Here is a 23,863-nt window from a genome sequence, read left to right as displayed (position 1 = left end):
CAGCGTCCTCGACGCGAAGAATGGGAATGACCTCTTCGTCCATGGAGTCATCGTCGCAGACCACCCAGGGCGAACGTTGCCTGATGCGGCACTAGGGTGCTCGTGCCCTCGCTGGACCTGCTGGCGCAGACCGAGGCTGCCTGGCGCGAGGGCGGGCGTACGGGCGGTACGACCAGGCTGGCCACCTTCCCCTCGCCCGGCTGCATGCGCACCAGGGCCTGCAGGTTCAGCGCGCCGCGAGTCTGCGCGCCGCCTCCTTCACCGAGGCGCGCAGGCGGTCGCGGTCGGTCGCGTCGTCGCCGACCAGGATGCGCCGCATCTGCGGGACGACGGCGGTCCAGTTGGCGAGGGCCGTCAGCAGGAAGAGCAGGTCGGCCGCCGGGATCGCGTCGGTGACCACGCCCCGGTCCTGGCCGTCCCGCAGGGCGGCGACCTTGCGGCGGTAGTGCTCCTGGCGGTCGGACTCGTGGGGCAGTTCGGCGCTGCCGTACTCCAGGCCCTCCCAGAAGAGCAGGCGCAGCAGCTCCGGATGGGCGGCGTGGTAGTCCATCAGGCGGTCGATCCAGCCCTCCAGGTCGTCCGGGTCGACGGGCACGGCCTCGGCGAGGTGGAGCATCTTGCGCTCCAGGACGATCGCGAACAGCTCCGCCTTGTTGCCGAAGTAGGCGTAGATGAGCTGCTTGTTGGCCTTCGCCTCGGCGGCGATGCGGTCGATGCGGGCACCGGCGATGCCGTGCCGGGCGAACTCGGCGACCGCCGCCTCGAAGATCCGGGCCTTGGTGGCCTCGGGGTCCCTTGCTGCCATGGGGAGAGGGTAGCGCGCCAGGTAACCAACTGTTTGGTTGACAGGGAATGGACGGGCCGCCCATGCTGTTGGGCAGGTAGCCAACCAACCAGTTAGTTGTTAGAGCCGACTCCAAGGAGTCCTCCCCTCATGTCCTCAGCGACCACGACCGTTCCCCGCCGCACGGCCCCCGCAGGGCGGGACCGTACGCCCGCGCCCGGCCTCTTCCTCACGTTGATCGCGGTGTGCAGCGCGGTGACCGCCGCCAACATCTATCTCGCCGCGCCGCTGCTCTCCCTCATGGCCCGCGACTTCGGCTCGGCGCCCTCGGCCGTCGCCTGGATCGCCTCGGTCGCGCAGCTCGGCTACGCCGTCGGCCTGCTGTTCTTCGCCCCGCTCGGCGACAGCGCGAACCGGCGCCGGCTGGTGGCCGGGCTGACGCTGGTCACCACGGTCGCGCTGCTGGCCAGTGCGGTCGCGCCGGGTGTCGGGGCGCTCGCGGTGGCCGTGTTCGTCGCCTCGGCGGCCACGGTGATCCCGCAGCTGCTGGTGCCGCTGGTCGCCGAACGCGCGCCCGCCGACCGCCGGGCGCGGCATGTCGCGGCCGTCATAGCGGGCCTGTTCACCGGGATCGTCGGGGCCCGGGTGCTGGGCGGTCTGGCCGGGCAGGCCTTCGGCTGGCGCTGGGTGTTCGCGGGCGCGGCCGTGCTCACGCTCGCCCTGGGCCTGGCCACCGCCGCCGTCCTGCCCACGCGGCGGCGCGGGACCGGCTCGCTGTTCTCGGGCCTGGCCGCCCTGCCGAAGGTGCTGCGCAGCTCGCCCGACCTGTGGCGGGCCTGTGTGCGGCAGGCCGGCATGTTCGGCGCGTGGAGCGCGCTGTGGACCTCGCTCGCGCTGCTGCTGACCGGACCGGCGTACGGGCTGTCCACCGCGACGGCCGGGCTGTTCGGCCTGTTCGGGCTCACCGCCACGGCGGTGGCGCCGCTGGCCGGCGGGCTCGTGGACCGGTTCGGCGCGGCCCGGGTCGTGCGGTCGGCGTATCTGCTGGCCGCCGTGGCGGTGCCGCTGTTCTGGCTCGGCGGTCACGCGCTGGTCGCGCTGTTCGCCGCAGCCGTCCTGATCCACGCGGCGCTGGTCGCCTCGCACGTCGCCAACCAGACCCTCGCCCTGACGGCGACCGCCACCCCGGCCACCGCCAACACGGCCTACGTCGTCGCCGGTTTCGCGGGCGGCGCGGCGGCGTCGGCCCTGGCGGGGGCGGCGTACAGCCACTTCGGCTGGGGCGGGGTGTGCGGGGTCGCGGGCGTGTGGCTGGTCCTGGGGTGGGGGCTCAGCTGGTCGCGACGGTGACGCTCAAAGAGGGAGAGCCCCCGGCGGTCGCCGGGGGCTCCATGCGGCGGTCAGGTCAGGGACGTGACGTCCAGCTCGCCCTCCGCGTACTGCCTGCGCAGCACCTTCTTGTCGAACTTGCCGACGCTGGTCTTCGGGACCGACTCGATGACCGTCCAGCGCTCCGGGAGCTGCCACTTGGCGATCTTCCCCTCCTCGGCGAGGAAGGCGCGCAGGGCCTCGAAGCCGACGGTGGCGCCCTCCTTGAGGACGACCGTGGCCAGGGGGCGCTCGCCCCACTTGTCGTCGGGGACGGCGACGACCGCCGCCTCGGCGACGTCCGGGTGGGACATCAGCGCGTTCTCCAGCTCCACCGAGGAGATCCACTCGCCGCCGGACTTGATGACGTCCTTGGCGCGGTCGGTGAGGGTGAGGAAGCCGTCGGGGGAGATGGTGCCGACGTCGCCGGTCTTGAGCCAGCCGTCCTCGCTGAACTTGTCGGCGGGGCGCAGCGGTTCGGCGTCCGGGCCGTTGTAGTAGGCGCCGGCGATCCACGGGCCGCGCACCTCCAGCTCACCCGCCGACTCGCCGTCCCAGGGGAGACGTTCGCCGCCGGGGCCGGTCAGCCGGGCCTCGACACCGGCCGGGAAACGGCCCTGGGTGAGGCGGTAGGCGAACTCCTCGTCCGTGCCGACCGCGGCGGCCGGGGGACGGGCCACCGTGCCCAGCGGGGACGTCTCGGTCATGCCCCAGGCGTGGCAGACGCGCATGCCCAGCTTGTCGAAGGCCTCCATCAGCGACGGCGGACAGGCCGAGCCGCCGATGGTGACCTGGGTGAGGGAGGAGACGTCCCGGGGGTGCGCGGTCAGCTCCGCGAGCAGGCCCTGCCAGATGGTCGGCACGGCGGCGGCGTGGGTCGGCCGCTCGCGCTCGATCATCGCGGCGAGCGGGGCCGGCTGCAGGAAGCGGTCCGGCATCAGCATGTTCACGCCGGTCATGAACGTGGCGTGCGGCAGGCCCCAGGCGTTCACATGGAACTGGGGGACCACGACCAGGGAGGTGTCCTGGTCGGTCAGGCCCATCGACTGGGCCATGTTGACCTGCATGGAGTGCAGGTAGATGGAGCGGTGGCTGTAGACCACGCCCTTGGGGTCGCCGGTGGTGCCGGAGGTGTAGCACATGGCGGCGGCCTGGCGTTCGTCCAGCTCGGGCCAGTCGTAGGAGGTCGGCTTCCCGGCGATCAGGTCCTCGTACTCGTGCACCCGCGCGGTCGCCTCCGCGAGCAGGGAGCGGTCCCCGGGGCCGGTGACGACCACGTGCTCGACGGTCTTCAGGTGCGGCAGCAGCGGGGCGAGCAGGGGCAGCAGCGAGCCGTTGGCGATGATCACGCGGTCGGCGGCGTGGTGGACGATCCAGGCCAGCTGCTCGGGCGGGAGGCGGAGGTTCAGGGTGTGCAGGACCGCGCCCATGGACGGGATCGCGAAGTAGGCCTCGACGTGCTCCGCGTTGTTCCAGGCGAGGGTCGCCACGCGTTCGTCGGCCGTGACGCCGAGGTCCTCCCGCAGCGCGTGGGCCAGCTGGGCCGCTCGGGCGCCGATCTCCGCGAAGGAGCGGCGGTGCGGTTCGTCCTCACCGGTCCACGTGGTCACCTGCGAGGTCCCGTGGATCGTCGACCCGTGGGTCAGGATCCTCGAGATCAGCAGCGGTACGTCCTGCATGGTGCTCAGCACGGCGTCCTCCCGGGGCGACATTGCCTACGCGGTGGTAAGGGTTGCGCTGATTCTGCGCACATACCAAGCGGTATGTCACTAGGACCGGGTGATCGATCACATCACGCCATGCGGGCGCGGCAGCTCACAGCGGTGCCGGACAGCGCCCCGTGGAGCCTCTCACCAGGCAGAACGGCGGGTGTCACGAGCGGACGAGTCCCAGCTCGGCGTCCTCGCGCAGCTTGCCCAGGGCCCGGGAGACGGCCGACTTCACCGTGCCGACGGACACACCGAGCACCTCGGCCGTCTGGGCCTCGCTGAGGTCCTCGTAGTACCTGAGGACCACCATCGCCCGCTGCCGGGCGGGCAGCCGCATGATCGCCCGCCACATCGCGTCGCGCAGCGCCTGCTGCTCGGCCGGGTCGTCACCGCCGGGCACCGGATCCGGCTCGGGCAGCTCGTCGCAGGCGAACTCGTCGACCCTGCGCTTGCGCCACTGCGAGGTCCGCGTGTTCAGCAGCGCCCGGCGCACATAGCCGTCGAGGGCGCGGTGGTCCTCGATGCGCTCCCAGGCGACGTACGTCTTGGCGAGCGCGGTCTGCAGCAGGTCCTCCGCGTCACTCGGGTTACCGGTGAGCGAGCGGGCGGTACGCAGCAGCACCGGCTGGCGGGCCCTGACGTACGACGAGAACGACGGGTACGGAAGGGTCTGCGCCGTGGGTGCGGCCGCCTTCGAAGCGCTCGTGCAGACGAGTGTGGTCATGGCTCAACGCTATGAGCGGGGCGGTGCGGGCGGATCGGCCGCAGGTCCCGAAGCGGGGTCCCCCTCAGGTTGTAGGGGTGGGGCCGACTCCACCTCCTGTAGGTGGAGCGGCGGGGGCCGCGTACTGCGGGTTCACCCCTGGGGGTCGTCGGTGAGGACGAGGGCGGGCGTCGGGGCGCCCCGGGCGGCCGCGGCGGTCACCGCGGGCGGAGCATGAGAAAACGCCTGCGCGGCGGTACCGGAGCACCGCCGCTCAGACGCTTGTCACCCCACGAAGCACACCCCACCCGGACGGCGGGCCGGCGCACCGGCCCGCTCAGCTCACCACCACAGCGGGGCGAAGCTGACGGCGGTGTTGGCGTTGCCCTGGTTGACGGCCGTGAACGCCGAGCCGTTGACCTGGGCGGTGTTGCTCTGGTTCGAGGCACCCTCACCCACCGCCTGCTGCTGGGTGGTCGCCGCGTTGCCGAAGTTGTCACCGCCGACGCCGCTGCCGAGGATGCCCTGCTCGGCCTCGGTGACGGCCGCGATGGATCCGTTGTCCGCGAAGGCGCCGTTGTCCGCCGCCGCCACGCCGGTGAGGAGAGCGGCTGCGAGCGGAAGGGCGGAGACGGCGGCGATGACGCGGGCGGTACGGATGCTTGCCATGGTGTTGTCCCTCCAGGACGTCGGAACCGTGCGCACCGGCCGCTGGCCGTGCGTGCGCGAACTGCTGCTGAAGTACTGCTGCCACCAGGGAAGTCGGCCGGCCGCCCTGGCTTTCCGTGCGACGTCGCGAGTCCAGAGTTGCCCACCGAATCCCCGGCGAACCACCCCGGAAGCCACCATTCGCACGCAAGCGTGATGACAAGTCGATAAACCCCTTCGCATCACTTCCGTCCCCCACAGGGGCGGAAAGGGGCGCTCGAACCCGGGGGCCGCAAGGGATGAAGCGTTCCCGCACTTTTCGGGCACAGCACCCCGCTCCGGCGCGTCGCGGCCGTTCCCTCTTTCTTTTTTCGAACGTACGTACGAAACTAGAGTCATGGCCACCACCGACCGGCAGGCCACGACGCTGGCCCTCGCACACGCCCTGTCAGCCGCCGAGCGCGGGCTGGCCGTCATCCCCCTGTCGCGCACCAAGCTGCCCGCGCTGCGCTCCCCCCACCGCGACGACCCCACGCCCTCCCCCTGCCACGGCGCGTGCGGCCGCCTCGGCCACGGGGTGTACGACGCCTCCAGCGACCCGGCCCGCATCCGCGAACTGTTCGCCGCGGCCCCCTGGGCCACCGGCTACGGCATCGCCTGCGGCCTGCCCCCGCACCACCTGATCGGCGTCGACCTGGACGTGAAGACCGGCACGGACTCCTCGGCCGCCCTGCGCGAGCTGGCCCTGCGGCACCTGTTCACGATCCCCCCGACGGTGGTGGTGGTGACCCCCTCCGGCGGGCGTCACCTGTGGCTGAGCGGCCCGCCCGACCTGGTCGTCCCCAACTCCGCGGGCCGCCTCGCCCCCGGCATCGACATCCGGGGCGCCGGCGGCTACCTCGTCGGCCCCGGCTCCCGCACGGACCGGGGCGTGTACGCCGCCGCGCCCGGCACCGCCCACCTGCCCCCCGCCCGCTGCCCGCGCTCCCTGCTGCGGCTGCTGCTCCCGCCGCCCCGCGCCCACCACCCCACGTCCGCGGCGGGCGGCGGACACGGCGAGGGCCTGGTCCAGTTCGTCCTGGCCGCGCACGAGGGCCAGCGCAACACCCGCCTGTTCTGGGCGGCCTGCCGGGCCTACGAGGACGGCATCGGACCGGCGCTCGTGACCCCCCTGGTCGAGGCGGCCCTGAACACCGGCCTGTCCGAGCGCGAGGCCCGCGCGACGATCGCCTCGGCGGCCCGGATGACGGGACACCGGCCCTGACCCGAGCCCTGTCCCTGAGCACCGGAAGACCCCCATGCACCCGTACGGCAACACCCCGGCCATGGCGCTCGCCCGCCTCGTCCTGGCCTCGGGCCGCTCGGTGGACCTCGCCGAGCTGCGCTTCACCTCGACCTACGGCGACCTCCCGGCGGGCTACCCCTGCAAGCCGGTGAACGACCTGCGCATCGCCCGCCTGGTGCGCGCCGCCGAGCGCGCCCGTCCCGGGACGCCGGTCCATCTGGTGCCGCCCGCGCGCGAGTACCCCGACCAGTACGCGGGCGGCCTCGGGCCCGTGGAGGTGCTCCCGGCCGTGGCCTGCCTGGGCACCTTCCAGTCCACGGCCCTTAACCCGGCCCACGACCCGGTCAGCTACCGCTCGCGCCTGGTCGTCGTCTGGTTCCAGGCCACGCCCCGCCTGCCGTCCGGCTGCGACGCGGAGCCCGCGCTGCGCGACCTCGACTGGGCGGCTCTGGCCCGGGACGCCCGGACGGTTGCGTAGGGTCGTGCGATGAGCGTCTCCCGCACGGAACTGCTGCGCGACCAGTTCGAGTTGGCCTGGTCGTTGTTCGAGTACCACCTGGAGCGGCTGGAGCCGGAGGACTTCCTCTGGGAGCCCGCGCCGCACTGCTGGACGATGCGCCGGGCCGCCGACGGCACCTGGACCCCGGACTGGGCGGACACCGAACCCGACCCGGTCCCGGTGCCCACGATCGCCTGGGTGAGCTGGCACATCGGCTGGTGGTGGACCGTCGCCCTGGACCACGCGCAGGGCCGCCCGCCCCACGACCGCGCGGACGTCGTCTGGCCCGGCGGGGGCGCCCCGGCCGTCACCTGGCTGCGGGACCTGCGCGCCCGGTGGCTGTCCGTCCTGGACGGCCTGGGCGAGAGGGACCTGGACGCCACGGCCGGGTTCCCGTGGCCCGGCGATCCCCGGTACACCGTGGCGCACACGGTGGCCTGGGTGAACACCGAACTGACCAAGAACGTGAGCGAGATCGGCCAGCTGCGGCTGCTGCGGGCGGCCTCGGCGGTACGTCAACATCATTAACCGCACGTCTGTGACCTGCGAGAAGGCGGTTCGTTGAAACGAGCATGCGAACCCGTCTGCTCTCCCGTGCCGCCGTGCTGCTGCTCGCCCTCGTCGCCCTCCAGGGCGGCTCTCCCGCCCTGGCCGGTGAGGGCGGCGGCGGTGACAGCCGGTCGGGATCGATCGATCCGCTCACCCCGTTCGCGCAGGGCGCCTCGGCCCTCGCCGGCATGGCCCAGCCGTTCTACACCGCGTTCAGCCGGGCCGTCTCGCCGCCGCAGGCATGATCCCGGGGCGCGGGCGCATGGCCCGTGGCATCGTGAGGGCATGAGCATCGACGTGCGCCCCGCGACGGACTTCGAGGACGTCCGCGTCGTGCTCGGCCCGAAGTCGCCGACCGCGAACGTCTGCTGGTGCCTGAGCTACCGGATCCCCTCCAGGCTCAACAACGAACTGCGCGGCCCGGCCCGCGGCGCCTACGTCGCCGAGCTGTGCCGCGCGGACGTGCCCCCGGGCGTGCTCGCCTACGACGGTGACGAACCGGTCGGCTGGGCCGCCGTCGCCCCGCGCGCGGACACCTCCTTCGCCCGCAACCGCAAGATCCCGCACGTCGACGACCTGCCCGTCTGGTCGCTGTGGTGCGTCCGGGTCCGCCCCGGCCACCGCAAGCAGGGCATCTCCCACGCGCTGATCGCCGGCGCCGTCGACTTCGCCCGGGCCCACGGGGCACCGGCGATCGAGGCGTACCCCCTGGACAACGGCGACGCCAGGGTCGACCTGACGATGGCCTACGCCGGTCTGCGCAAGAACTTCGAGCGCGCCGGCTTCAGCTGGGCGGCGGCCACGACCTCGGTCCTGGCCGGTCACCCCCGGGTGCTGATGCGGCTCGACCTGCGCTGATGAGGGCCCGACCCGCGCCATGGAAAAGGCTCGACCGCTGGCGACGGGGGATGCACCAGCGGTCGAGCTATGGCCAAGGGTAACAAGCGCTTGTGCGGGACGAGCCGACTGACCGTCAGGAAGTCGGAGTTGTGACTGGTATCACTCAACTTCCTTGCTGCTTGGGCCCGTTGGGACAATCGGCCGGCTCACTCCCCGCACGGCGGATCGTACGAGAGCCGGGACAGGTACGCGCGCCAGGTGTCCGGCGTCAGCACGTTCCGGGTCATCGAGCAGATGCGGTCCACCGCCCGGTCGACGTCCAGGTCCCAGATCCGGATGGTGTCCGCGCCGCTGGACACCCCGAGCATGTGGCTGTTCGGGCTGAACGCCAGGAAGTTGCCGGTCCTGGCGCCGGGGCTCATCGACTGGCCGATCGCGGTGGCCCCGGACGGGTCGGCGACGTCCCACAGCCGGACGGTGCTGTCGTTGCCGCCGCTGGCCAGGGTGCGGCCGTCCCGGCTGAACGTCAGGGACACGACCGCTTCCGTGTGGCCGGTGAGACGCTTCTCCTGGGAGGCACGGGCGGGGTCCGTCACGTCCCACAGGCGCACGGAGGTGTCGTCGCCGGCACTGGCCAGCGTCCGGCCGTCGCGGCTGTAGGCGAGGGCGTTGACGGCTCCGCGGTGGCCCCTGAGCGGGGTGCCCCTCAGCGTGATCCGGGCGGGGTCGTCCGCGTCCCACAACCGGATGGTGCCGTCCGCGCTGCCGCTGGCGAGCGTGCGGCCGTCGGGGCTGAACACCAGGAAGTTGACATACCCCTTGTGACCGGTGAGGGGCGCGCCGAGCGGCCGGGGACGGGACGGGTCGGCGATGTCCCACAGCCGGATGGTCCGGTCGTCGTGGGCGGTGGCCAGCACGCGCCCGTCCGGACTGAAGGCGAGCGGGTCGGCGTACCGGATGCGCAGGGGGATCGAGGAGCGGTACGGAACAGGGCGCTCCGGGTCGCTGAGGTTCCACAGCCGCACGGTCCGGTCGCCCGTCACGGCCGCGACGGTCCGGCCGTCCGGGGAGAACTCCAGGGTGCGCACCCCGTCCTCGCCCGGCCGGAAGGGCTCGCCGATCCGGACCGGCCTGCCGGGCGTCCGCACGTCCCACAGCCGGACCCGGCCGTCCCGCCCCGCCGTCGCGAGCACCCGCCCGTCGGAGCGGAACGATCCCGTCCGGCCGATCATGTCCGACCTCGGCAGCGCCCACAGGCGGACCTTGTTGTCGCCCGTGCCGGTGGCGAGGGTGCGGCCGTCGGGGCTGAAGCCGAGCGCGTACATCTCCCCGCTGCTGCCCGCCAGGGGGCCGCCGACCTGGGACGCGTACGCCGGATCGTCGACCTTCCACAGACTCGCGGTGCTGTCCGCGCTGGCGGCGGCGAGCATGCTGCCGTCCGGGCTGAACGCCACCGACCAGATCGGGCCGGTATGGCCGGTGAGCGGCGCTCCGATCTGCTTCGGGCGATGCAAATCGGCCATGTTCCACAGGCGGACGGCGTTGTCCTCGCCGCCGCTGGCGAGCGTCCTGCCGTCGGGGCTGAACGCCACCGAGTGCACGAGGGCGCCGTGGCCGGTCAGCGGCGCGCCGAGCCGCTGCGGCCGGCCCGGGCCGGCCACGTCCCACAGCCGGATCGTGCCGTCGTCACCGCCCGCCGCCAGCGTCCGGCCGTCCGGGCTGAACGCCACCGAGCGCGCCGCGGCCGTGTGCCCGGTCAGGGGTTCGCCGCGCGCTCGCGGCCGGCGCGGATCGGCCACGTCCCACAGCCGGACGGTGTGGTCGTCGCCCGCGGAGGCGAGCGTGCGGCCGTCGGGGCTGAAGGCGACCAGGTAGATCGTGCCCTCGTGGCCGGTCACCGGCGCGCCGAGCCGCTGCGGGCGCCTCGGGTCCGTCACGTCCCACAGCCGGATCGTGCCGTCGTCGGCGGCGCTGGCCAGCGTCCGGCCGTCCGGGCTGAACACCGCGCTGCTCACCCAGCTCGTGTGGCCGGTCAGCGGCCCGCCCAGGGGCTCGGGGCGCCGGGGGTCGGCCACGTTCCACAGCCGGACGGTCCGGTCGTAGCTGGCGGTGGCCAGGGTCCTGCCGTCCGGGCTGAACGTCGTGAGGTAGACGGCGCCGGTGTGACCGATGAGCGGGGTGGCCAGCGGGGCGTTCACGACGGACATCAGGCGGCTGTTCGCGCCCTCGTCGTCCGGCCGGAGCCGGTGGGCGACCAGGTCGAGCTGCGCCGACAGCGACGGATCGGTGTCCTGCACCCGGTCGGCCTGGGCCAGCACCTGCTCGAACACGGCGTCGTCGCGCTGCTGGAAGGCGATGACCGCCGACCCGACGGCCAGCACCGCGAGCACGACCAGCGCCGCCACCGCGCCCCGGGTGATCCACAAAAAGCGCCGGCGCAACCGGACCGAGGCGGCCAGGAACTCCACCGCGCTGCGGGTCAGGAACGTGTCCCCGGCCGACTCGGCCCAGGTGTGGGCCTGCTCCAGCCGTGAGCCCCGGTAGAGCAGGGAGGTGTCGCGGTCCGACTCCTCCCAGGCCCGGCCGTCCTCCTCGAGGCGCTGGCGCAGCAGATTGCCCTGGCGGTCCTCGTCGATCCAGTCGCGCAGGCGCGGCCAGGCGTGCAGCAGCGCCTCGTGGGTGATCTCCACCGTCTCCGCGTCCAGCGTCACCAGCCGGGCGCGGACCAGCGCTTCGAGGGACTCCTCGGTCTTGCCGGGGTCGTTCGACTCGTCCGCGAGCTGCCGCCGGGTGCCGCGCCGCCGCGTGGCCTGGGTGTCCTCGCCCAGTCTGACCAGGCGGAGCAGGAGGAGCCGGGCCGCCGTGCGGGCCGCCGGGTCGAGCCGGGACCAGGCCCGTTCGGCGGTCGCCGCGACCGCGCCCTGGATGCCGCCGGCCGCGCGGTAGCCGGCCAGCGTCAGCCGGCCCGCCTTCCGGCGCTGCCAGGTGGCGAGCAGGGCGTGCGACAGCAACGGCAGCACGCCGGCGTCGTGCGCCCCGCGCGGGCCGTCTGCGCTGACCTCCCGGACGATGAGTTCCGCCAGGCCCGGCTCCAGCTCCAGCCCGACGGCCTTGGCCGGTCCGGTCACCGCCTCGCGCAGTTCGGCGGCGGTGAGCGGGCCGAGCACCATGTGGCGGTGCTGGAGCGCGTCGGCCAGTTCCGGGTAGCGCAGGCAGCGTTCGTAGAAGTCGGCCCGGATGCCCAGGACGACGACCGCGGGGGCGGGTTCGCCGGGGCGGGCCGGGGTGCAGGCGGCGTGCAGGACCTGGATAAAGGCGCGGCGCTCCGCCTCGTCGGGGCAGAGGGTGAACGTCTCTTCGAACTGGTCGACGATGACGACCGGACGGGCACCGGCGGGGGCCTCGCGCCGGGCCCAGGCCGTGACGGCGGCGCGGACGGCGTCCGGGGGCGGGGCGGTGCGGGATTCCTCCGCCTCGGCGGCCCTCCCGGCGGCCGCCGCGACGACCGGCGCCAGGTCGGGTATCCGCCCGGTCAGCTCCGCGAGCGGATCCGCCCCCGGCACGAGCTGCACGACCTGCTCACCCCGCCCGGCTCCACCGGGCCGGACCCCGCCGTGATCGGGCGGGGCGTGATCGGTCCGGGTGGGATCGCCGCCGGGGGCGTGGGCGGAGCCGGGGTGGGGACCCCCAATGCCCTGACCTCGGCTGACGCCGGGGCTGCCGGGGCCGCCGGGGCCGCCGGAGTCGGGGCTGCCGGGCCGGGCGGGGTCGCCACCCTGGTCGTGACCGGCGCCCTGCCTTCCGGGGCCGGTGCCGTGTCCTCCGGGGCCGGTGCCCTGTCCTCCGGGGCCGGTGCCTTGGCCTTGGCCGCCGCCCTGTCCTCCGGGGCCGGCGCCCTGTCCTCCGATGCCGGTGCCCTGGTATGTCCTGGTGTCCGGGCCTGCCGTGGTGCCGTCGGTCGCGCGGCCGGCTCCGACCCGGCCGCCCCTGCCGCCCTTGCCGTCGTCGTCACCGTCGGCGACGCTCAGCGCGCCGTCCCGCAGGGCGGGCACCAGACCGGCGTTGAGCAGTGAGGACTTCCCCGCCCCCGACGCGCCCACCAGCATGACCAGGCCGCCCGTGCCGGACACCGCCCGGAGCTGCGTGACGAGCGCGTCCGTGCTCCGCTCCCGGCCGAAGAACCACCGCGCGTCCTCCCTGCGGTAGGAGGCCAGCCCCCGGTACGGGCAGACGCCGCCCGGCGCGGGCCGGGCCTCGGCGGGCGGCCCCTCCTCCGCCGCCGACGCCGCGGGACGCTCGCCCACCGGGTCGGCCACGGCGCGCTCCCACAGCCGCTGCCACTGCGCCAGGTCGTACAGGCCCGGGGAGACCGGCGTCGGCCGCGCCCGGCGCGCCTCGGGGATCAGCACGTGCAGCACCGCCGCGAGGGCGGTGAACTGGGCGGGTACGTTCCGCGCCCGGCGCCAGTCGCTGATCCGCTGGGCGGACACCCGTACCGGCCGCCCGCGTTCGTCGATCCGCTGCAGCCGCCCGACCGACTCGGACACACGCTTGAGTGGAGGGTTGCCCGCTTCCTTGTACAGCAGCGCGAGGCGTTCCGCGAAGGCGGTGCGTGCCCCCGAGTCGGAACTCAAGGTCTCCACTCCTCACTCGTCGCGCCGGGACGTCCGACGTCCGGTCCGGAAAACTCACTCTATACAGCTGACCTGCGGTAATAACCTCGTCTCAGCCCTGGAACCTCCCCGTCCACGGCCGGAAATGGCAGGATCCGGACCCAGCAAACGCACCCATCCGGTCAGCTTCCATCCGAGTCGGACGACGGTGACTCCACCGTTCGGCACCGGTCCCCACGAGGGGAGGGACCGGTGTCGGACGACGTGGTGATCCTCCCCTGCGGGCGGCGCCCTGCAACCCTGCCGACCGCCTTCCCCGACTCCGCCGGCCGGACTCTCCACCCAAGGCGACTGACGGCTCGTCAGTCGCCTTCGGGCTGCCGTACCGCCTCCGCAGCACGGGAGCGCACGCCGTCGGCGGAGGCCGGATTCGCCGGTTCGACCGCGGGCCCGCTGGGCAGTCACCTCCCGGTGGGCCGTCTCTGCCCGAGGCCCACGGTCCGTGACGCCGTCCGGAGGGGGACACAGGGTCATGAAGGTCGTCATGCGGGTCTTTGTCGACCGCGATCTCTGCTACGGATCGGCCGAGTGCGCCCACCGGGCCCCGGCGGTCTTCGACTTCGTCGACGGGTACGGCGTCGTCCGCCCGGGCCGGGAGCGGACGCCAGCGGACGACCCGGACGTGCTGGAGGCGGCGGAGAGGTGCCCGAGCCAGGCGATCGCCGTCACCAGGGCAGAGGCGCCCGACCACCCGTAGCGGGGGCGCCCGCATGCCGCTCCCCGACGTGCTCGCGGTCTTCGCCCACCCCGACGACGAGTCCCTGGCCGCGGGCGGTGTGCTCGCCCGGCACGCCGCGGCGGGCGCGCGCACGGCGGTCGTCACGGCGACCTGGGCCCCGGACACCCCGCGCGCCGCGGAACTGGCCGATGCCCTGCGCGCCCTGGGCACCGGCCCGCCCCGGATGCTCGGCTACGCCGACTCCCGCGTGCCGCACTCGGCCCCGGGCCGGCCCCGCCTCCTCGACGCCCCGCTGGACGAGACGGTGCGGGAACTGGTCGCGCACCTGCGCGCGTTCCGCCCGCGCATCGTGCTCACCCACGACGCGTACGGCGGGCTGACCGGCCACGAGGACCATGTGCACACCCACCGGGTGACCCTGCTCGCGGTCCATGCCGCCGGCCTCGAACGCCTCTGCCCGGACGCCGGCGACCCCTGGCGGCCGGACGCGCTGTACCTGGCCACGCACCCCCACTCGGCCGTCCGCTCCTGGGCCGGGCTCCTGGCTCCCGCCGGCAAGCGGATGCACACCGTCCCGGACGACCACGTCACCGCCGCGGTCGACGTGTCCCCCTGGCTGGACCGGAAGGTCGCCGCGATCCTGGCGCACCGCACGGAGGTCGAGCGCAAAGCCGCCCCGGGCCTGATCGCCGCGCTGCCGGACCGGGAGCGGGCGCTGCTGCTGGGCACGGAGTGGTACACCCGCCTCGCCGTGGCCCCCACGCCCGCGGCAGGCACCCGGCCGGAGGCGGACCTGTCGTCATGACGACGTGCCGAAGCTCCACCGCAGGCGGGACAGTGCCCGGGCCCGGGTCTCCACGACGGCCATCCGGGCCTCCCGTTCGCCCCGTTGCCGATGGGCCGGCTGCCCGGTGACCTGCCCGTCCCACTTGCGGTACAGCAGCCCCACCTCCCGCGAGAACCATCCCCGGCTCACGGCGTTCAGCGCGAGCAGCAGGCCCGTGTCCTCCGAGGCGGGCAGCGCCATCCAGCCGCCGAGGGCGAGCAGCAGCTCCCGCCGGACGAACAGCGAGGCCGGATGGACCTGCGCGAGGAACCCGTTGGCCTTCCAGTACTCCAGCACCTCCCCGCGCTCGATCACCCCCTCGGCGGGATCGCCCGGGAACCCGGCCGTCGACCCGTCGGGCAGCAGATCCAGCACCCGGGACGTCACCCAGGCGAGGCCGCGGTCCCCCTCCAGCACCGCCAGATCCCGCGCGAGCACCCCGGGCGCGAGCTGGTCGTCGGCGTCCAGCACCTTCACGTACGCGCCCTCGGCGTGCGCCAGCGCCATGGTCCGGGTCACCCCGGGCCCGCCGCCGCGCCCCTGCCGGAACGTCACCCGCCGGTCGACGGGCACGAACGGCCGTACGCCGTCGCCCTCCCCGTCCTCCTGGATCACCCAGTGCCACTCCCACCCCGCGGGTAACCGCTGCGCGCACAGCGACGCGTGGGCCTCCGGCAGGAAGCGGGCGTGGGGTCCGTGCACAGCGGTGACGACGACGATGCACCGACTCACAGGCGGGCTCACAGCCTTTCCGGGTACGGGACGCTCCTGCCGGACCGGGCAAGCAGCCGGCCCCCGACCGAACAGCTGGATCGGGGGCCGTGCTCACTGCTCGTCAAGCGGAGGCGGTGGGATTTGAACCCACGGTGACATCGCTGCCACGACGGTTTTCAAGACCGTTCCCTTAGGCCGCTCGGGCACACCTCCCCGCGCCTGCCGTGATCGGCGGCGCGGGGACAAGGGTAACGGGTCGGTGCGGGCGGGTGCGGGTCAGTTGTCGCCGACGCGAGAGCCCAGCGTGACCTCGGTGGTGCGCTGCTTGCCGTCGCGCTCGTAGGTGATCGTGACCTTGTCGCCCGGCTTGTGGGTCCAGATCTCGCCGATCAGCGTGGGGCCGGAGTCGATCGGGTGGCCGTCGAGCTTGGTGATGACGTCGCCCGGCTTCAGGCCCGCCTTGGCGGCCGGGCCGCCCGGCTCGACCGGGGCCGAGCCGCCCGCGCCCTGGTCGGTGATCTGCGCGCCGTCGGAGCTGTCGTCCAGGGAGACGGACGCGCCGATCTTCGCGTACACCGGCTTGCCGGTCCGGATCAGCTCCTGGGCGACGTACTTCGCCTGGTTGATCGGGATGGCGAAGCCCAGGCCGATCGAGCCGGACTGACCGGTGCCGAAGCCGCCGTTGCCGGTGGACTGGATCGCGGAGTTGATGCCGATGACGTTGCCCTGCGCGTCCAGCAGCGGCCCGCCGGAGTTGCCCGGGTTGATCGACGCGTCGGTCTGCAGGGCGCTCATGTACGACGCCTGGCTGCCGCTGCCGTCGCTGGAGGCCACCGGGCGGTTCTTGGCGCTGATCACGCCCGTCGTCACCGTGTCGGACAGGCCGAACGGGGCGCCGATCGCGATGGTCGCGTCGCCGACGGCGACCTTGTCGGAGTCGCCGAGGGTGAGCGGCTTGAGGTCGCTCGGGGCGTCCTTGAGCTTGATGACGGCGACGTCGTAGCCCTGCGCGTTGCCGACCACCTGGGCGTCGTACTTCTTGCCGTCCGGGAACGTCGCCGTGACCTTGCCGCCGTCCACCGCGTCCGCCACGACGTGATTGTTGGTGACGATGTGGCCCTGCTTGTCGAAGACGAAGCCCGTGCCCGTGCCGCCCTCGCCGCTGGTGCTCTCGGCCTCGATCGTGACCGTGCTCGGCAGTGCCTTGGCGGCCACGCCCGCGACCGTGCCCGGGTCGCGCTTGACGTCGCCGCCGCTGGTGGAGGAGGAGACGGTCGTCGAGCCGGTGCCGTCGTCGTTGTTCCTCGCCAGCGTGTAGCCGAGGCCGCCGCCCAGACCGCCCGCGACCAGCGCGGCGATCAGGATGGCGGCGATCAGCCCGCCGCGCCCGCGGCCGGACTTCGGCGCCGGCTGCTGGTACGACGCGCCCCAGCCGCCCGGACCCGGGCCGGAGCCGCCGTCGTGCGGACCGGCCGGCGGCGGGGGCGGGGGCCAGGAGGGGTCGGGGGCGGAGGAGGAGGCGCCGGGGTGCCCGGCGTCGCCGGGGGCGCCCTGTCCGTACGGCCCCTGGGGCGCCGGAGCAGCGGGAGCGTCCACCGGCACGGGGGGTGCGGAGGGGGCGGGGGGTACCGCGGTGCCCTCGTTCTCGGTGCTCACAGCTTCTCTCCTCGATCCACGGCTGTCTGTATCGGGTCGCACGCGGTCGCGCTCGTCCACGCCGGCCGGCGGGCCGGGCGCGCTACAGCTGTGCTTGTCCCTTTGTATGCCGTCAGCTTTTCCCACAGGCCGTCAGAGCACCATAAGCGGTGGCTGTGGGTCCGGGGCCATTCTTTATATAGGGCATCACTGACCAAAGGGGTGCAATCCCAGTGCCTCCGTCCGGACCTGCCGCGCGCTCCGGTCCGTCCGACCGGACGCGTACCCGCATGCGGTGGCACCATGACGCGGTGACCCACGCTCGCCGGCATCCGATCCAAGTCGTCGCCCACCGCGGAGCCTCCGAGGACGCCCCGGAACACACCCTGGCCGCTTACACCAAGGCGATCGAGGACGGCGCGGACGCGCTCGAGTGCGATGTGCGCCTGACCGCCGACGGCCACCTGGTGTGCGTGCACGACCGCCGCGTCAACCGTACGTCCAACGGCCGCGGCGCGGTCTCGGCCCTGGAGCTGGCCGACCTCGCCGCCCTGGACTTCGGCTCCTGGAAGACGCGCGACGCCTGGCGGGGGCGGGACGAGGAACCCGACTGGGAGCACCGCCCGGAGGACCGCGAGGCGACCTCGGTCCTCACCCTGGAGCGGCTGCTGGAACTCGTCGCCGACGCCGGGCGCCGGGTGGAACTGGCCGTCGAGACCAAGCACCCCACGCGCTGGGCGGGCCAGGTCGAGGAGCGGCTGCTGGTGCTGCTGAAGCGGTTCGGCCTCGACGCCCCGGCCTCCGCCGAGGAGTCGCAGGTCCGGGTCATGAGCTTCTCGGCGCGCTCACTGCACCGCGTGCGCGCCGCCTCGCCGACCCTGCCGACGGTGTATCTGACGCAGTTCGTCACGCCCCGGCTGCGTGACGGACGACTGCCCCCCGGGGTGCGGATCGCGGGCCCCTCGGTGCGCATCGTGCGCAACCACCCCGCCCACATCGAACGCCTGAAGCGGGCCGGCCACCAGGTGCACGTGTGGACGGTCAACGAGCCCGAGGACGTCGACCTGTGCGTCGGCCTGGGCGTCGACGCCATCATCACCAACCGCCCGCGCGCGGTGCTCGACCAACTCGGCCGCTGATGCCACCCGGGCCCACGCCGGCGACCCGGACGGCCCGGACGGCCCGGGCGGCCCGGGCGGCCCGGGCGGGCGGCCCGGTGACCCCGGAGGCCCCGTGAATCCCATCGGACCCACGCATGCCCCTTGACCTCGCCCCCGGGCGGACGGGATGCTCCCTTCTCGGCCACACCGACGATTTCCAGCCACGCGATCACGGGGAGTGCTCCGGCGCGTTCGATCCGTATTCGGTCGTGGTGAGTGCGTCACCGGACGTGGATTGGCCGGTTTCCGGTACAGGCCAATGGGGCATCCACACCGTGGCGTGGGGCGAAGGAGGTCTCGGGGGTGGCGTTGGTGGTGGCACAGGAGGTGCCCACGTCGTCGAGCATGGCCGTACCCCATGGCCCTGCGGGCGTGGGGAAGGCGAGGCACCGCATGCGGGCGCAGTTGCGCAGCGGCGGTGTAGCGGAATCGGTCATCGACGACGCCGTACTGATCCTTTCCGAACTTCTCAGCAACGCGTGCAAGCACGGCAGACCCCTGGGCGACGCCCTCGCCGGTGACGGCGACGTCCGCGCCGCGTGGCGCGTGGACCCGTCCGGCCGGCTCATCGTCGAGGTCACGGACGGCGGCGGCCCGACCCGCCCCGCCCCCGCGACCCCGTCGGTCACGGCCCACGGCGGCCGCGGGCTGAACATCATCACCGCGCTCGCCGACGACTGGGGCGTCCGGGACGACGTCCGCGGCGAGGTCACGGTCTGGGTGGTCGTCCACGACGACGTCCACGACCCGGACGCCGGCCACCGCCGCGACGACTTCGCGACCCGCGTCACCGCCCCGGCCGTGTCGCGGATACCGGGGCTGGACTTCGCGGACGCCTTCGACGATCTGGACTGAGCGGGACCCACCGCGACACGGCCACACCGCGACCCGGACGGAGCGTGACCGGACCGAGCGTGACCGGACCGAGCACGGCCCGCCGCGACACGGACCGCGTACGGTACGCCGCGACGCGGACAGCGTGCGGCCCGCCGCGAACACGGACGGAGCGCAGTGCGCCGCGACGTCGGCCGAGCGCGCGGACCCTGCGGCCGGACCGGGTGCGCGGACCCCGCGGCCGGACCGGGCGCGCGTGCGCCGCGCAGCGCAGCGCCCGGCGTTGTCCACAGGACCCCGTCCCCCGGGGCACGAACGGCTAGGCTCGCGCCCGTACGAGACCAGCCGTAACCGGGAGACCCATCGATGGCCAAGAAGCGACCCCAGACGAAGGCCAAGCGCCCGCAGACCACGGGCGGGGCCGGCGCCGTCGGCACCGAGGGAGACGTTCCGGTCGTCGGCGCCCGCGAACCCTGCCCCTGCGGCAGCGGCCGCCGCTACAAGGCCTGTCACGGCCGGGCCGCGGCCCACGCGGTGACCGAGCTGGTGCGCCGCCCCTTCGAGGGCCTGCCCGGCGAGTGCGACTGGGTCGCCCTGCGCGAGCTGGTCCCGGCGGCCACGGCCGAACTGCCCCTGAAGGACGGCCTGCCCGAGGGCGTCCCGTCGGTCACGCTGGCCACGGTCCTGCCGATGGCCTGGCCCGCCCTGCGCCGCGACGACGGCTCGGTCCTGCTCGGCCTGCAGAACGACACCTCGTCGGGCGACATCAGCCGCGACCTCGCCGACACCCTCCAGCGCGCCCTGGAGGCGGAGCCGGGCACACCGGTGCAGGCCCGCCGCGCCCCCGCCGACGGTCCGCGGCTGCAGGACCTGCTCGACCCCGACGGCGGCTTCGAGCCAGAAGTGCACAGCGGCTTCGAGTTCTGGGTCCCGGACGCGGAGAACGCCACGCCGGAGGTGGCCGCCTCCCTGGAGCGGGCCAACGCCGCGGCCATCCCGACCGTCAAGCTCCGGGGCGTGGACGCCGCGTACTGGTGCGAGACGCCGGAGAAGAACCATCTGCGGTGGGTCATGCCGCACCCCGAGGAGCAGCTTCTGGACGCTCTCGCGCGCCTGCACGCCGCGGGCCGTTCCAGCCTCGGTGAGGGCACCCGCCTGGTCGGTTCCTTCCGCGCTCACGGGCTCACGGTGCCGGTGTGGGACCTGCCCAGCGGCGTCTCGGCCGAGGACGTGGAGAAGCCGGCGGCCGAGTTCGCCGAGCGCCTCGCGGCGGCTCTGGCCACAAACGCGCCGCTGACGGCGGAGGAGCGCCGCGCGCGGGGCGGGCTGACCAACCGGCAGGTCACGCTGAGCTGAGACCCGGCGTGCGGCGGGCCGGGCGGGACCCGCCCGGCCGGTCCCCCACGTCCCCGGCGCGTCACAACTCCCCTCGGAGACACGCCAGTCGGTGACTGGAAAGGGCGAGATCGAATTTGCGAACCGCCGATCTCTTGTTACCGTTCCTGTAGCCCGGTTGCTGGTGCATCCCCCGTCGCCAGCAACCGGGTCTTTTTCATGGCCCCGGTTGCTCACGCAATGCGTTCGGCCGTCAACTCCCCGTTCTCCTGGGTCAGTTGCTCCCCGACCGCAGCAGCAGCGGCCCCTGTCCGGCCCGCCGGGCGAACTCCGCGATCGCCGTGTACGCCACCGGCCGGCCCCGCGTGGGCTCCCGGGGGGTCTCACAGGTGCCCGGCTCGTCCTCGGCCCCCACCGCGCAGGTGATCCGCACGGTCCGCGCCCCGGGCCCCATCAGGGTCAGCGCGGCGTCGAGCGCCTCGCCGGTGGCGTTGCGGTAGTAGGTCCGCGCCCAGGTCCGCGCGCCCTGCGTCATCACACAGGTCTGCGCCTCGACGCCGTCGGGGGAGGAGAGTCCGGGACCGCAGCGCACGGCGGTCGCCAGGCCCTGGCCGAGCGCGGGCGGGCGCGGTTCGGCGGACGACGCCCCGGGCGCCTCGCCGTCGGCCGGGGAGGAACGCCGCCCGGCGTGGTCCGTGCCGGAGGCGGCCGTACCGCCCGCGGCCCGCTCGGACCGCACGGCTCCCGATGCCGCCACCGCCAGCGGCAGGGCGACCGCGCACGCCACCGCGACCCCCGCGAGGGCGAGCAGTCGGGTCTTACGGGGGTCCCGGCGGCGGCCCCGGGAATGACGCGGCATGGCCCCGGAACTTAACGCGCCGGGGCGTGTGCGGCGCCCGGCGCGCCCGACGGCCCTAGAACTCGGGCGCGCTCACACCCGTACGAGTGAGGGCCTCGACCACGGCGTCCACCACGGCCTCGACATCCGGCACCCAGGGGGAGGCCGAACCGGGCAGCGGCGCCCGCTCCCAGCGGATCTCGCCCTGGCCCGTCCCGGAGGGCGGCAGGGCCAGGTAGCCGCCCTCGCCGTGGAAGCGGAGGGAGCCGGGCACGAAGTCCTTGGCGTAGAGCAGTTCGCCGAGCTGCTCCATGGAGTACGGCTTCACCAGGATCGCCCAGCGGGTGGGCGAGGCGACGACCGGGCCGAGCCGCATGCCCGCCTGGTCGAGCACCTCAAGGGCGCGGGCGGCCGGGAGGGCCGGCAGGGAGACCGCGCAGGGGGCCTTGCCGCCGGTGGCCAGGACGATCGGCGCCGTCGGCCGGTTGCTCCACCACCAGCGGACCATGCGCCCGTCGGTGGTGGCCGCGAGGAGGCCGGGGTCGAAGGGGTGCGCGCCGGGCACCGTGCAGTCGGGGTCGGGGCAGCTGCAGCGGGAGTGCCCCTGCGGGTCCGCCGCGACGCCCGGCAGCACGGGCCACTGCCATTCCGTCGCATAGGTCAGGGCCGCGCCGATCAGCTCAGGCCTCCCGTCACTGCGCTGGAACAGGAGCCTGCGTCGCCTTCCGGGGATCTCGCGCATGAGCGCTCGTCCTTTCCGTTGCACGCCGGCAACACCGTGGTCCACATCACAACATGTGTCGATCACTTCACTGTGCGTACCTGTTGGCGCATCACACCCCTGCCTGAGGCAAGGGGAACCCCTATGGGTCGAGCAAGGGCTGCCTCCGCGGCCGTCCCGCCCATACTGCGTCTATCAAAAGCACGGGCGTGGCGTAGGGGTGGCGAAGTATGGCGTTTGCCGTCGCGCGTATTTCTCTCCGCCTCCGCCACGGGAGGATGGGGCACGGTCGTCGGTGGATAGGACGCCCGGTTCCGTCACCAGGTTCCGGGTGGTTCCCAACCACCCCTGGCCTTCTCCGAGTACGTACCCATCACGACCGTTGTGACGCTCCGTCGAGCAAGCCCAGTCGACCGCAATAAGCCGTCCCCTGCGGCAGTTTTAAGCCAACTTTGCATTTCCGCAAGGGGAAGGGGAGTTGTTCTCTCGAACCTCACGGACACCAGGAATCCCGGCAGGACAATGCTGGACATCTCCTCACGAGTGCGTGTACATGTGGAGACACTGCTGGCGGCGCAGAATGACATGGGGGTTTGCGATGCTTTTGAGCAGTACGCGCCGGTCGGAAGGCCGGACGCCATGAACGCCCCGCACCCTGCGAAAGTGGCTGGAATCGATTCAACGGTTCCGGCCCCCGCACACACTGTCGCGCCCGTCGCGGGTACCTCCCCGGCCGCCCCGGCAAACCCACCCGCCCCACCCGGCGCGATGCTCCAGGACCGTCTCGCCGGCTGGGTGTCCGACCTCACCACCCTGCACGAGCTGACCGAACGGCTGGCCCGCACGAGCACGCTCGACGAGGCACTGCACGAGACGCTGCGGGCCGGCGCCGCCCTCGTCGGCGCGCGCCGCGGCCTCGTCGTCCTGGAACCGGGCGACGGCCTCGGCCCGGACACCACCGTCGGCCTGGGCCTGGCCCGCGCCGATCTGGGCCACATCGAGACCGTGCCGCGCAGCGCCCTGTCCCACGGCCGCATCCTGGACGGACTGCCGGGCGGCGAGGCCGCGATCGCCGAGCCGGACCTGTTCGCCGAGGAGAAGCTCGACCCCCGCCACCGCGAGGTCGCGGCCCGCCTCGGTTACGCCGCCAGCTACGCTCTCCCCCTGACCCCCGAGGCCACCGGCCGCCTCGGCGCCGCCGTCTGGCTCTACGACGAACCCGCCGAGCCCGGCGAGCGCCAGCGCCACCTGGCCGGCCTGTACGCCCGCTACGCCGCCGAGCACCTCGCCCGGCTGCTGGAACTGGAGCGCACGCGCGCGTCCATGGCGACCATGTCCGACGAGCTGCTGCCCTCCCGGCTGCCCCGGGTGGCCGGTGTCCAGCTCGCCGCCCGGCACCGCACCGGGCCGCGCGGCGGCGGCGACTGGTACGACGCGCTGCCGCTGCCCGAGGCCGCCCTCGGTCTCGCGGTCGGCTCCGTCACCGGGGCGGGCCCCAGCGCCGTCGCCGCGATGGGGCGGCTGCGGGCCTCCCTGCGCGCGTACGCGGTCATGGAGGGCGAGGACCCGGTCGCGGTCCTGTCCGACCTGGAGCTGCTGCTGCGGCTGACCGAGCCCGCCCGCTCGGCGACCGCCCTGTTCGGCTACTGCGAACCCGCCGCCCGCAAGATCACGCTGGCCGGTGCCGGACACAGCCCGCCGCTGCTGATCGGGCAGCGCCGCACGGAGTTCGTGGAGACCTCCGTCTCCGCCCCCCTGGGCATGCTCGCCTGCTGGGAGGCGCCCAGCGTGGAGATCCTCGCCGAGCCCGGAGAGACGGTTCTGCTCTACACCGACGGGCTGCTGCACCGCACCGGCGAGGCCACGGACCGGGCCTTCGCCCGGCTGCACGCGGCCGCGGCCGGAGTGCCCCGGGCGCTGCGCGGCGACCCGGGCGCGATCGCCGACCACGTCCTGCGCAGCGTGCTGCCGGAGGGGCTGGACGCGGCGGGGGGAGCGGAGGACGTCGTGCTGCTGGCGGCGCGCTTCGAGTAACGCTCCTCGTCACCGGCCCCGGGCCCCCT

General features: G+C 73.9%; 21 protein-coding genes and 1 tRNA gene. 12 read left to right on the top strand and 10 right to left on the bottom strand.

Going from position 1 to position 23,863, the window contains the following annotated elements:
- Nucleotides 1-226 precede the first annotated feature (226 nt).
- Nucleotides 227-805, bottom strand: coding sequence for a TetR family transcriptional regulator (locus ACIGAN_RS11195; protein ID WP_365088463.1), 579 nt, complete (start codon nt 803-805; stop codon nt 227-229).
- A 129-nt stretch (nt 806-934) separates the two neighbouring features.
- Here ACIGAN_RS11195 and ACIGAN_RS11190 point away from each other — a divergent pair, with 129 nt between their 5' ends.
- On the top strand, nt 935-2,134 hold the full coding sequence (locus tag ACIGAN_RS11190; RefSeq protein WP_365736568.1) for an MFS transporter: 1,200 nt from the start codon (nt 935-937) through the stop codon (nt 2,132-2,134).
- A 50-nt stretch (nt 2,135-2,184) separates the two neighbouring features.
- Here ACIGAN_RS11190 and ACIGAN_RS11185 read toward each other — a convergent pair whose 3' ends face one another.
- The 3 genes from ACIGAN_RS11185 to ACIGAN_RS11175 all read right to left on the bottom strand — a co-directional run bounded on the left by ACIGAN_RS11185 (nt 2,185) and on the right by ACIGAN_RS11175 (nt 5,233).
- The gene (locus ACIGAN_RS11185; RefSeq protein WP_365736566.1) at nt 2,185-3,864 is read right to left on the bottom strand and encodes a long-chain fatty acid--CoA ligase; all 1,680 of its coding nucleotides are present in this window, start codon (nt 3,862-3,864) and stop codon (nt 2,185-2,187) included.
- A 160-nt stretch (nt 3,865-4,024) separates the two neighbouring features.
- Complete coding sequence (locus ACIGAN_RS11180) at nt 4,025-4,585, bottom strand: SigE family RNA polymerase sigma factor (protein ID WP_365736563.1); 561 nt, start codon at nt 4,583-4,585, stop codon at nt 4,025-4,027.
- 321 nt (nt 4,586-4,906) lie between these two features.
- Nucleotides 4,907-5,233 carry a hypothetical protein gene (locus tag ACIGAN_RS11175; protein WP_365736560.1) on the bottom strand — a complete coding sequence of 109 codons (327 nt, stop codon included), beginning with the start codon at nt 5,231-5,233 and terminating at the stop codon, nt 4,907-4,909.
- Nucleotides 5,234-5,609: 376 nt separating this feature from the next.
- On the opposite strand from ACIGAN_RS11175, the gene ACIGAN_RS11170 reads away from it, so the two are divergent.
- From ACIGAN_RS11170 to ACIGAN_RS11150, 5 genes are all read left to right on the top strand, one after another.
- Entirely contained in the window at nt 5,610-6,476 is an 867-nt protein-coding gene (locus ACIGAN_RS11170) for a bifunctional DNA primase/polymerase (protein ID WP_365736558.1), read from the top strand.
- 61 nt (nt 6,477-6,537) lie between these two features.
- Nucleotides 6,538-6,975 carry a hypothetical protein gene (locus ACIGAN_RS11165; RefSeq protein ID WP_365736591.1) on the top strand — a complete coding sequence of 146 codons (438 nt, stop codon included), beginning with the start codon at nt 6,538-6,540 and terminating at the stop codon, nt 6,973-6,975.
- Between the two features lie 9 nt (nt 6,976-6,984).
- Nucleotides 6,985-7,524, top strand: coding sequence for a DinB family protein (locus tag ACIGAN_RS11160; protein ID WP_399856795.1), 540 nt, complete (start codon nt 6,985-6,987; stop codon nt 7,522-7,524).
- 44 nt (nt 7,525-7,568) lie between these two features.
- Nucleotides 7,569-7,790 (top strand): hypothetical protein, encoded by a 222-nt coding sequence (locus ACIGAN_RS11155; protein WP_399856793.1) that lies wholly within the window; start codon nt 7,569-7,571, stop codon nt 7,788-7,790.
- Between the two features lie 40 nt (nt 7,791-7,830).
- Nucleotides 7,831-8,403 (top strand): GNAT family N-acetyltransferase, encoded by a 573-nt coding sequence (locus ACIGAN_RS11150; RefSeq protein WP_365736552.1) that lies wholly within the window; start codon nt 7,831-7,833, stop codon nt 8,401-8,403.
- A gap of 188 nt (nt 8,404-8,591) precedes the next feature.
- On the opposite strand, the gene ACIGAN_RS11145 is transcribed toward ACIGAN_RS11150, so the two are convergent.
- On the bottom strand, nt 8,592-13,028 hold the full coding sequence (locus ACIGAN_RS11145; protein ID WP_399856790.1) for an nSTAND1 domain-containing NTPase: 4,437 nt from the start codon (nt 13,026-13,028) through the stop codon (nt 8,592-8,594).
- Nucleotides 13,029-13,542: 514 nt separating this feature from the next.
- Here ACIGAN_RS11145 and ACIGAN_RS11140 point away from each other — a divergent pair.
- Both ACIGAN_RS11140 and ACIGAN_RS11135 read left to right on the top strand, forming a co-directional pair.
- A complete protein-coding gene (locus ACIGAN_RS11140; protein WP_365736548.1) occupies nt 13,543-13,755 on the top strand; it encodes a ferredoxin in 213 nt (70 codons plus the stop codon).
- 13 nt (nt 13,756-13,768) lie between these two features.
- A complete protein-coding gene (locus tag ACIGAN_RS11135) occupies nt 13,769-14,542 on the top strand; it encodes a PIG-L deacetylase family protein (protein ID WP_399856788.1) in 774 nt (257 codons plus the stop codon).
- On the opposite strand, the gene ACIGAN_RS11130 is transcribed toward ACIGAN_RS11135, so the two are convergent.
- From ACIGAN_RS11130 to ACIGAN_RS11120, 3 genes are all read right to left on the bottom strand, one after another.
- Nucleotides 14,537-15,295, bottom strand: a complete 759-nt coding sequence (locus ACIGAN_RS11130; protein WP_399856786.1) for a glycosyltransferase family 2 protein — start codon at nt 15,293-15,295, stop codon at nt 14,537-14,539. The genes ACIGAN_RS11135 and ACIGAN_RS11130 overlap by 6 nt on opposite strands.
- Before the next feature lie 108 nt (nt 15,296-15,403).
- Nucleotides 15,404-15,490 (bottom strand) — tRNA-Ser (locus ACIGAN_RS11125).
- Between the two features lie 63 nt (nt 15,491-15,553).
- The gene (locus ACIGAN_RS11120; RefSeq protein WP_365736535.1) at nt 15,554-16,933 is read right to left on the bottom strand and encodes a S1C family serine protease; all 1,380 of its coding nucleotides are present in this window, start codon (nt 16,931-16,933) and stop codon (nt 15,554-15,556) included.
- A gap of 290 nt (nt 16,934-17,223) precedes the next feature.
- Between ACIGAN_RS11120 and ACIGAN_RS11115 the strand changes: the two genes are divergently transcribed.
- The 3 genes from ACIGAN_RS11115 (at nt 17,224) to ACIGAN_RS11105 (ending at nt 20,262) form a co-directional block, all read left to right on the top strand.
- The gene (locus tag ACIGAN_RS11115; protein WP_365736533.1) at nt 17,224-18,051 is read left to right on the top strand and encodes a glycerophosphodiester phosphodiesterase; all 828 of its coding nucleotides are present in this window, start codon (nt 17,224-17,226) and stop codon (nt 18,049-18,051) included.
- Between the two features lie 237 nt (nt 18,052-18,288).
- On the top strand, nt 18,289-18,927 hold the full coding sequence (locus ACIGAN_RS11110) for an ATP-binding protein (protein ID WP_365088489.1): 639 nt from the start codon (nt 18,289-18,291) through the stop codon (nt 18,925-18,927).
- Between the two features lie 345 nt (nt 18,928-19,272).
- Nucleotides 19,273-20,262 carry a DUF5926 family protein gene (locus ACIGAN_RS11105; RefSeq protein ID WP_399856783.1) on the top strand — a complete coding sequence of 330 codons (990 nt, stop codon included), beginning with the start codon at nt 19,273-19,275 and terminating at the stop codon, nt 20,260-20,262.
- 253 nt (nt 20,263-20,515) lie between these two features.
- Here ACIGAN_RS11105 and ACIGAN_RS11100 read toward each other — a convergent pair whose 3' ends face one another.
- A complete protein-coding gene (locus tag ACIGAN_RS11100; RefSeq protein ID WP_399856781.1) occupies nt 20,516-21,100 on the bottom strand; it encodes a hypothetical protein in 585 nt (194 codons plus the stop codon).
- 55 nt (nt 21,101-21,155) lie between these two features.
- On the bottom strand, nt 21,156-21,821 hold the full coding sequence (locus ACIGAN_RS11095) for a bifunctional DNA primase/polymerase (protein ID WP_365088494.1): 666 nt from the start codon (nt 21,819-21,821) through the stop codon (nt 21,156-21,158).
- Between the two features lie 501 nt (nt 21,822-22,322).
- Between ACIGAN_RS11095 and ACIGAN_RS11090 the strand changes: the two genes are divergently transcribed.
- Nucleotides 22,323-23,834 (top strand): PP2C family protein-serine/threonine phosphatase, encoded by a 1,512-nt coding sequence (locus tag ACIGAN_RS11090; RefSeq protein WP_399856779.1) that lies wholly within the window; start codon nt 22,323-22,325, stop codon nt 23,832-23,834.
- Nucleotides 23,835-23,863: the final 29 nt, after the last annotated feature.

It is taken from the genome of Streptomyces sp. NPDC085931 (assembly GCF_044540565.1).
Classification (GTDB): domain Bacteria; phylum Actinomycetota; class Actinomycetes; order Streptomycetales; family Streptomycetaceae; genus Streptomyces.
Note: the sequence above shows the minus strand (reverse complement) of the source record. Positions and strands in the feature narration are given on the sequence as shown.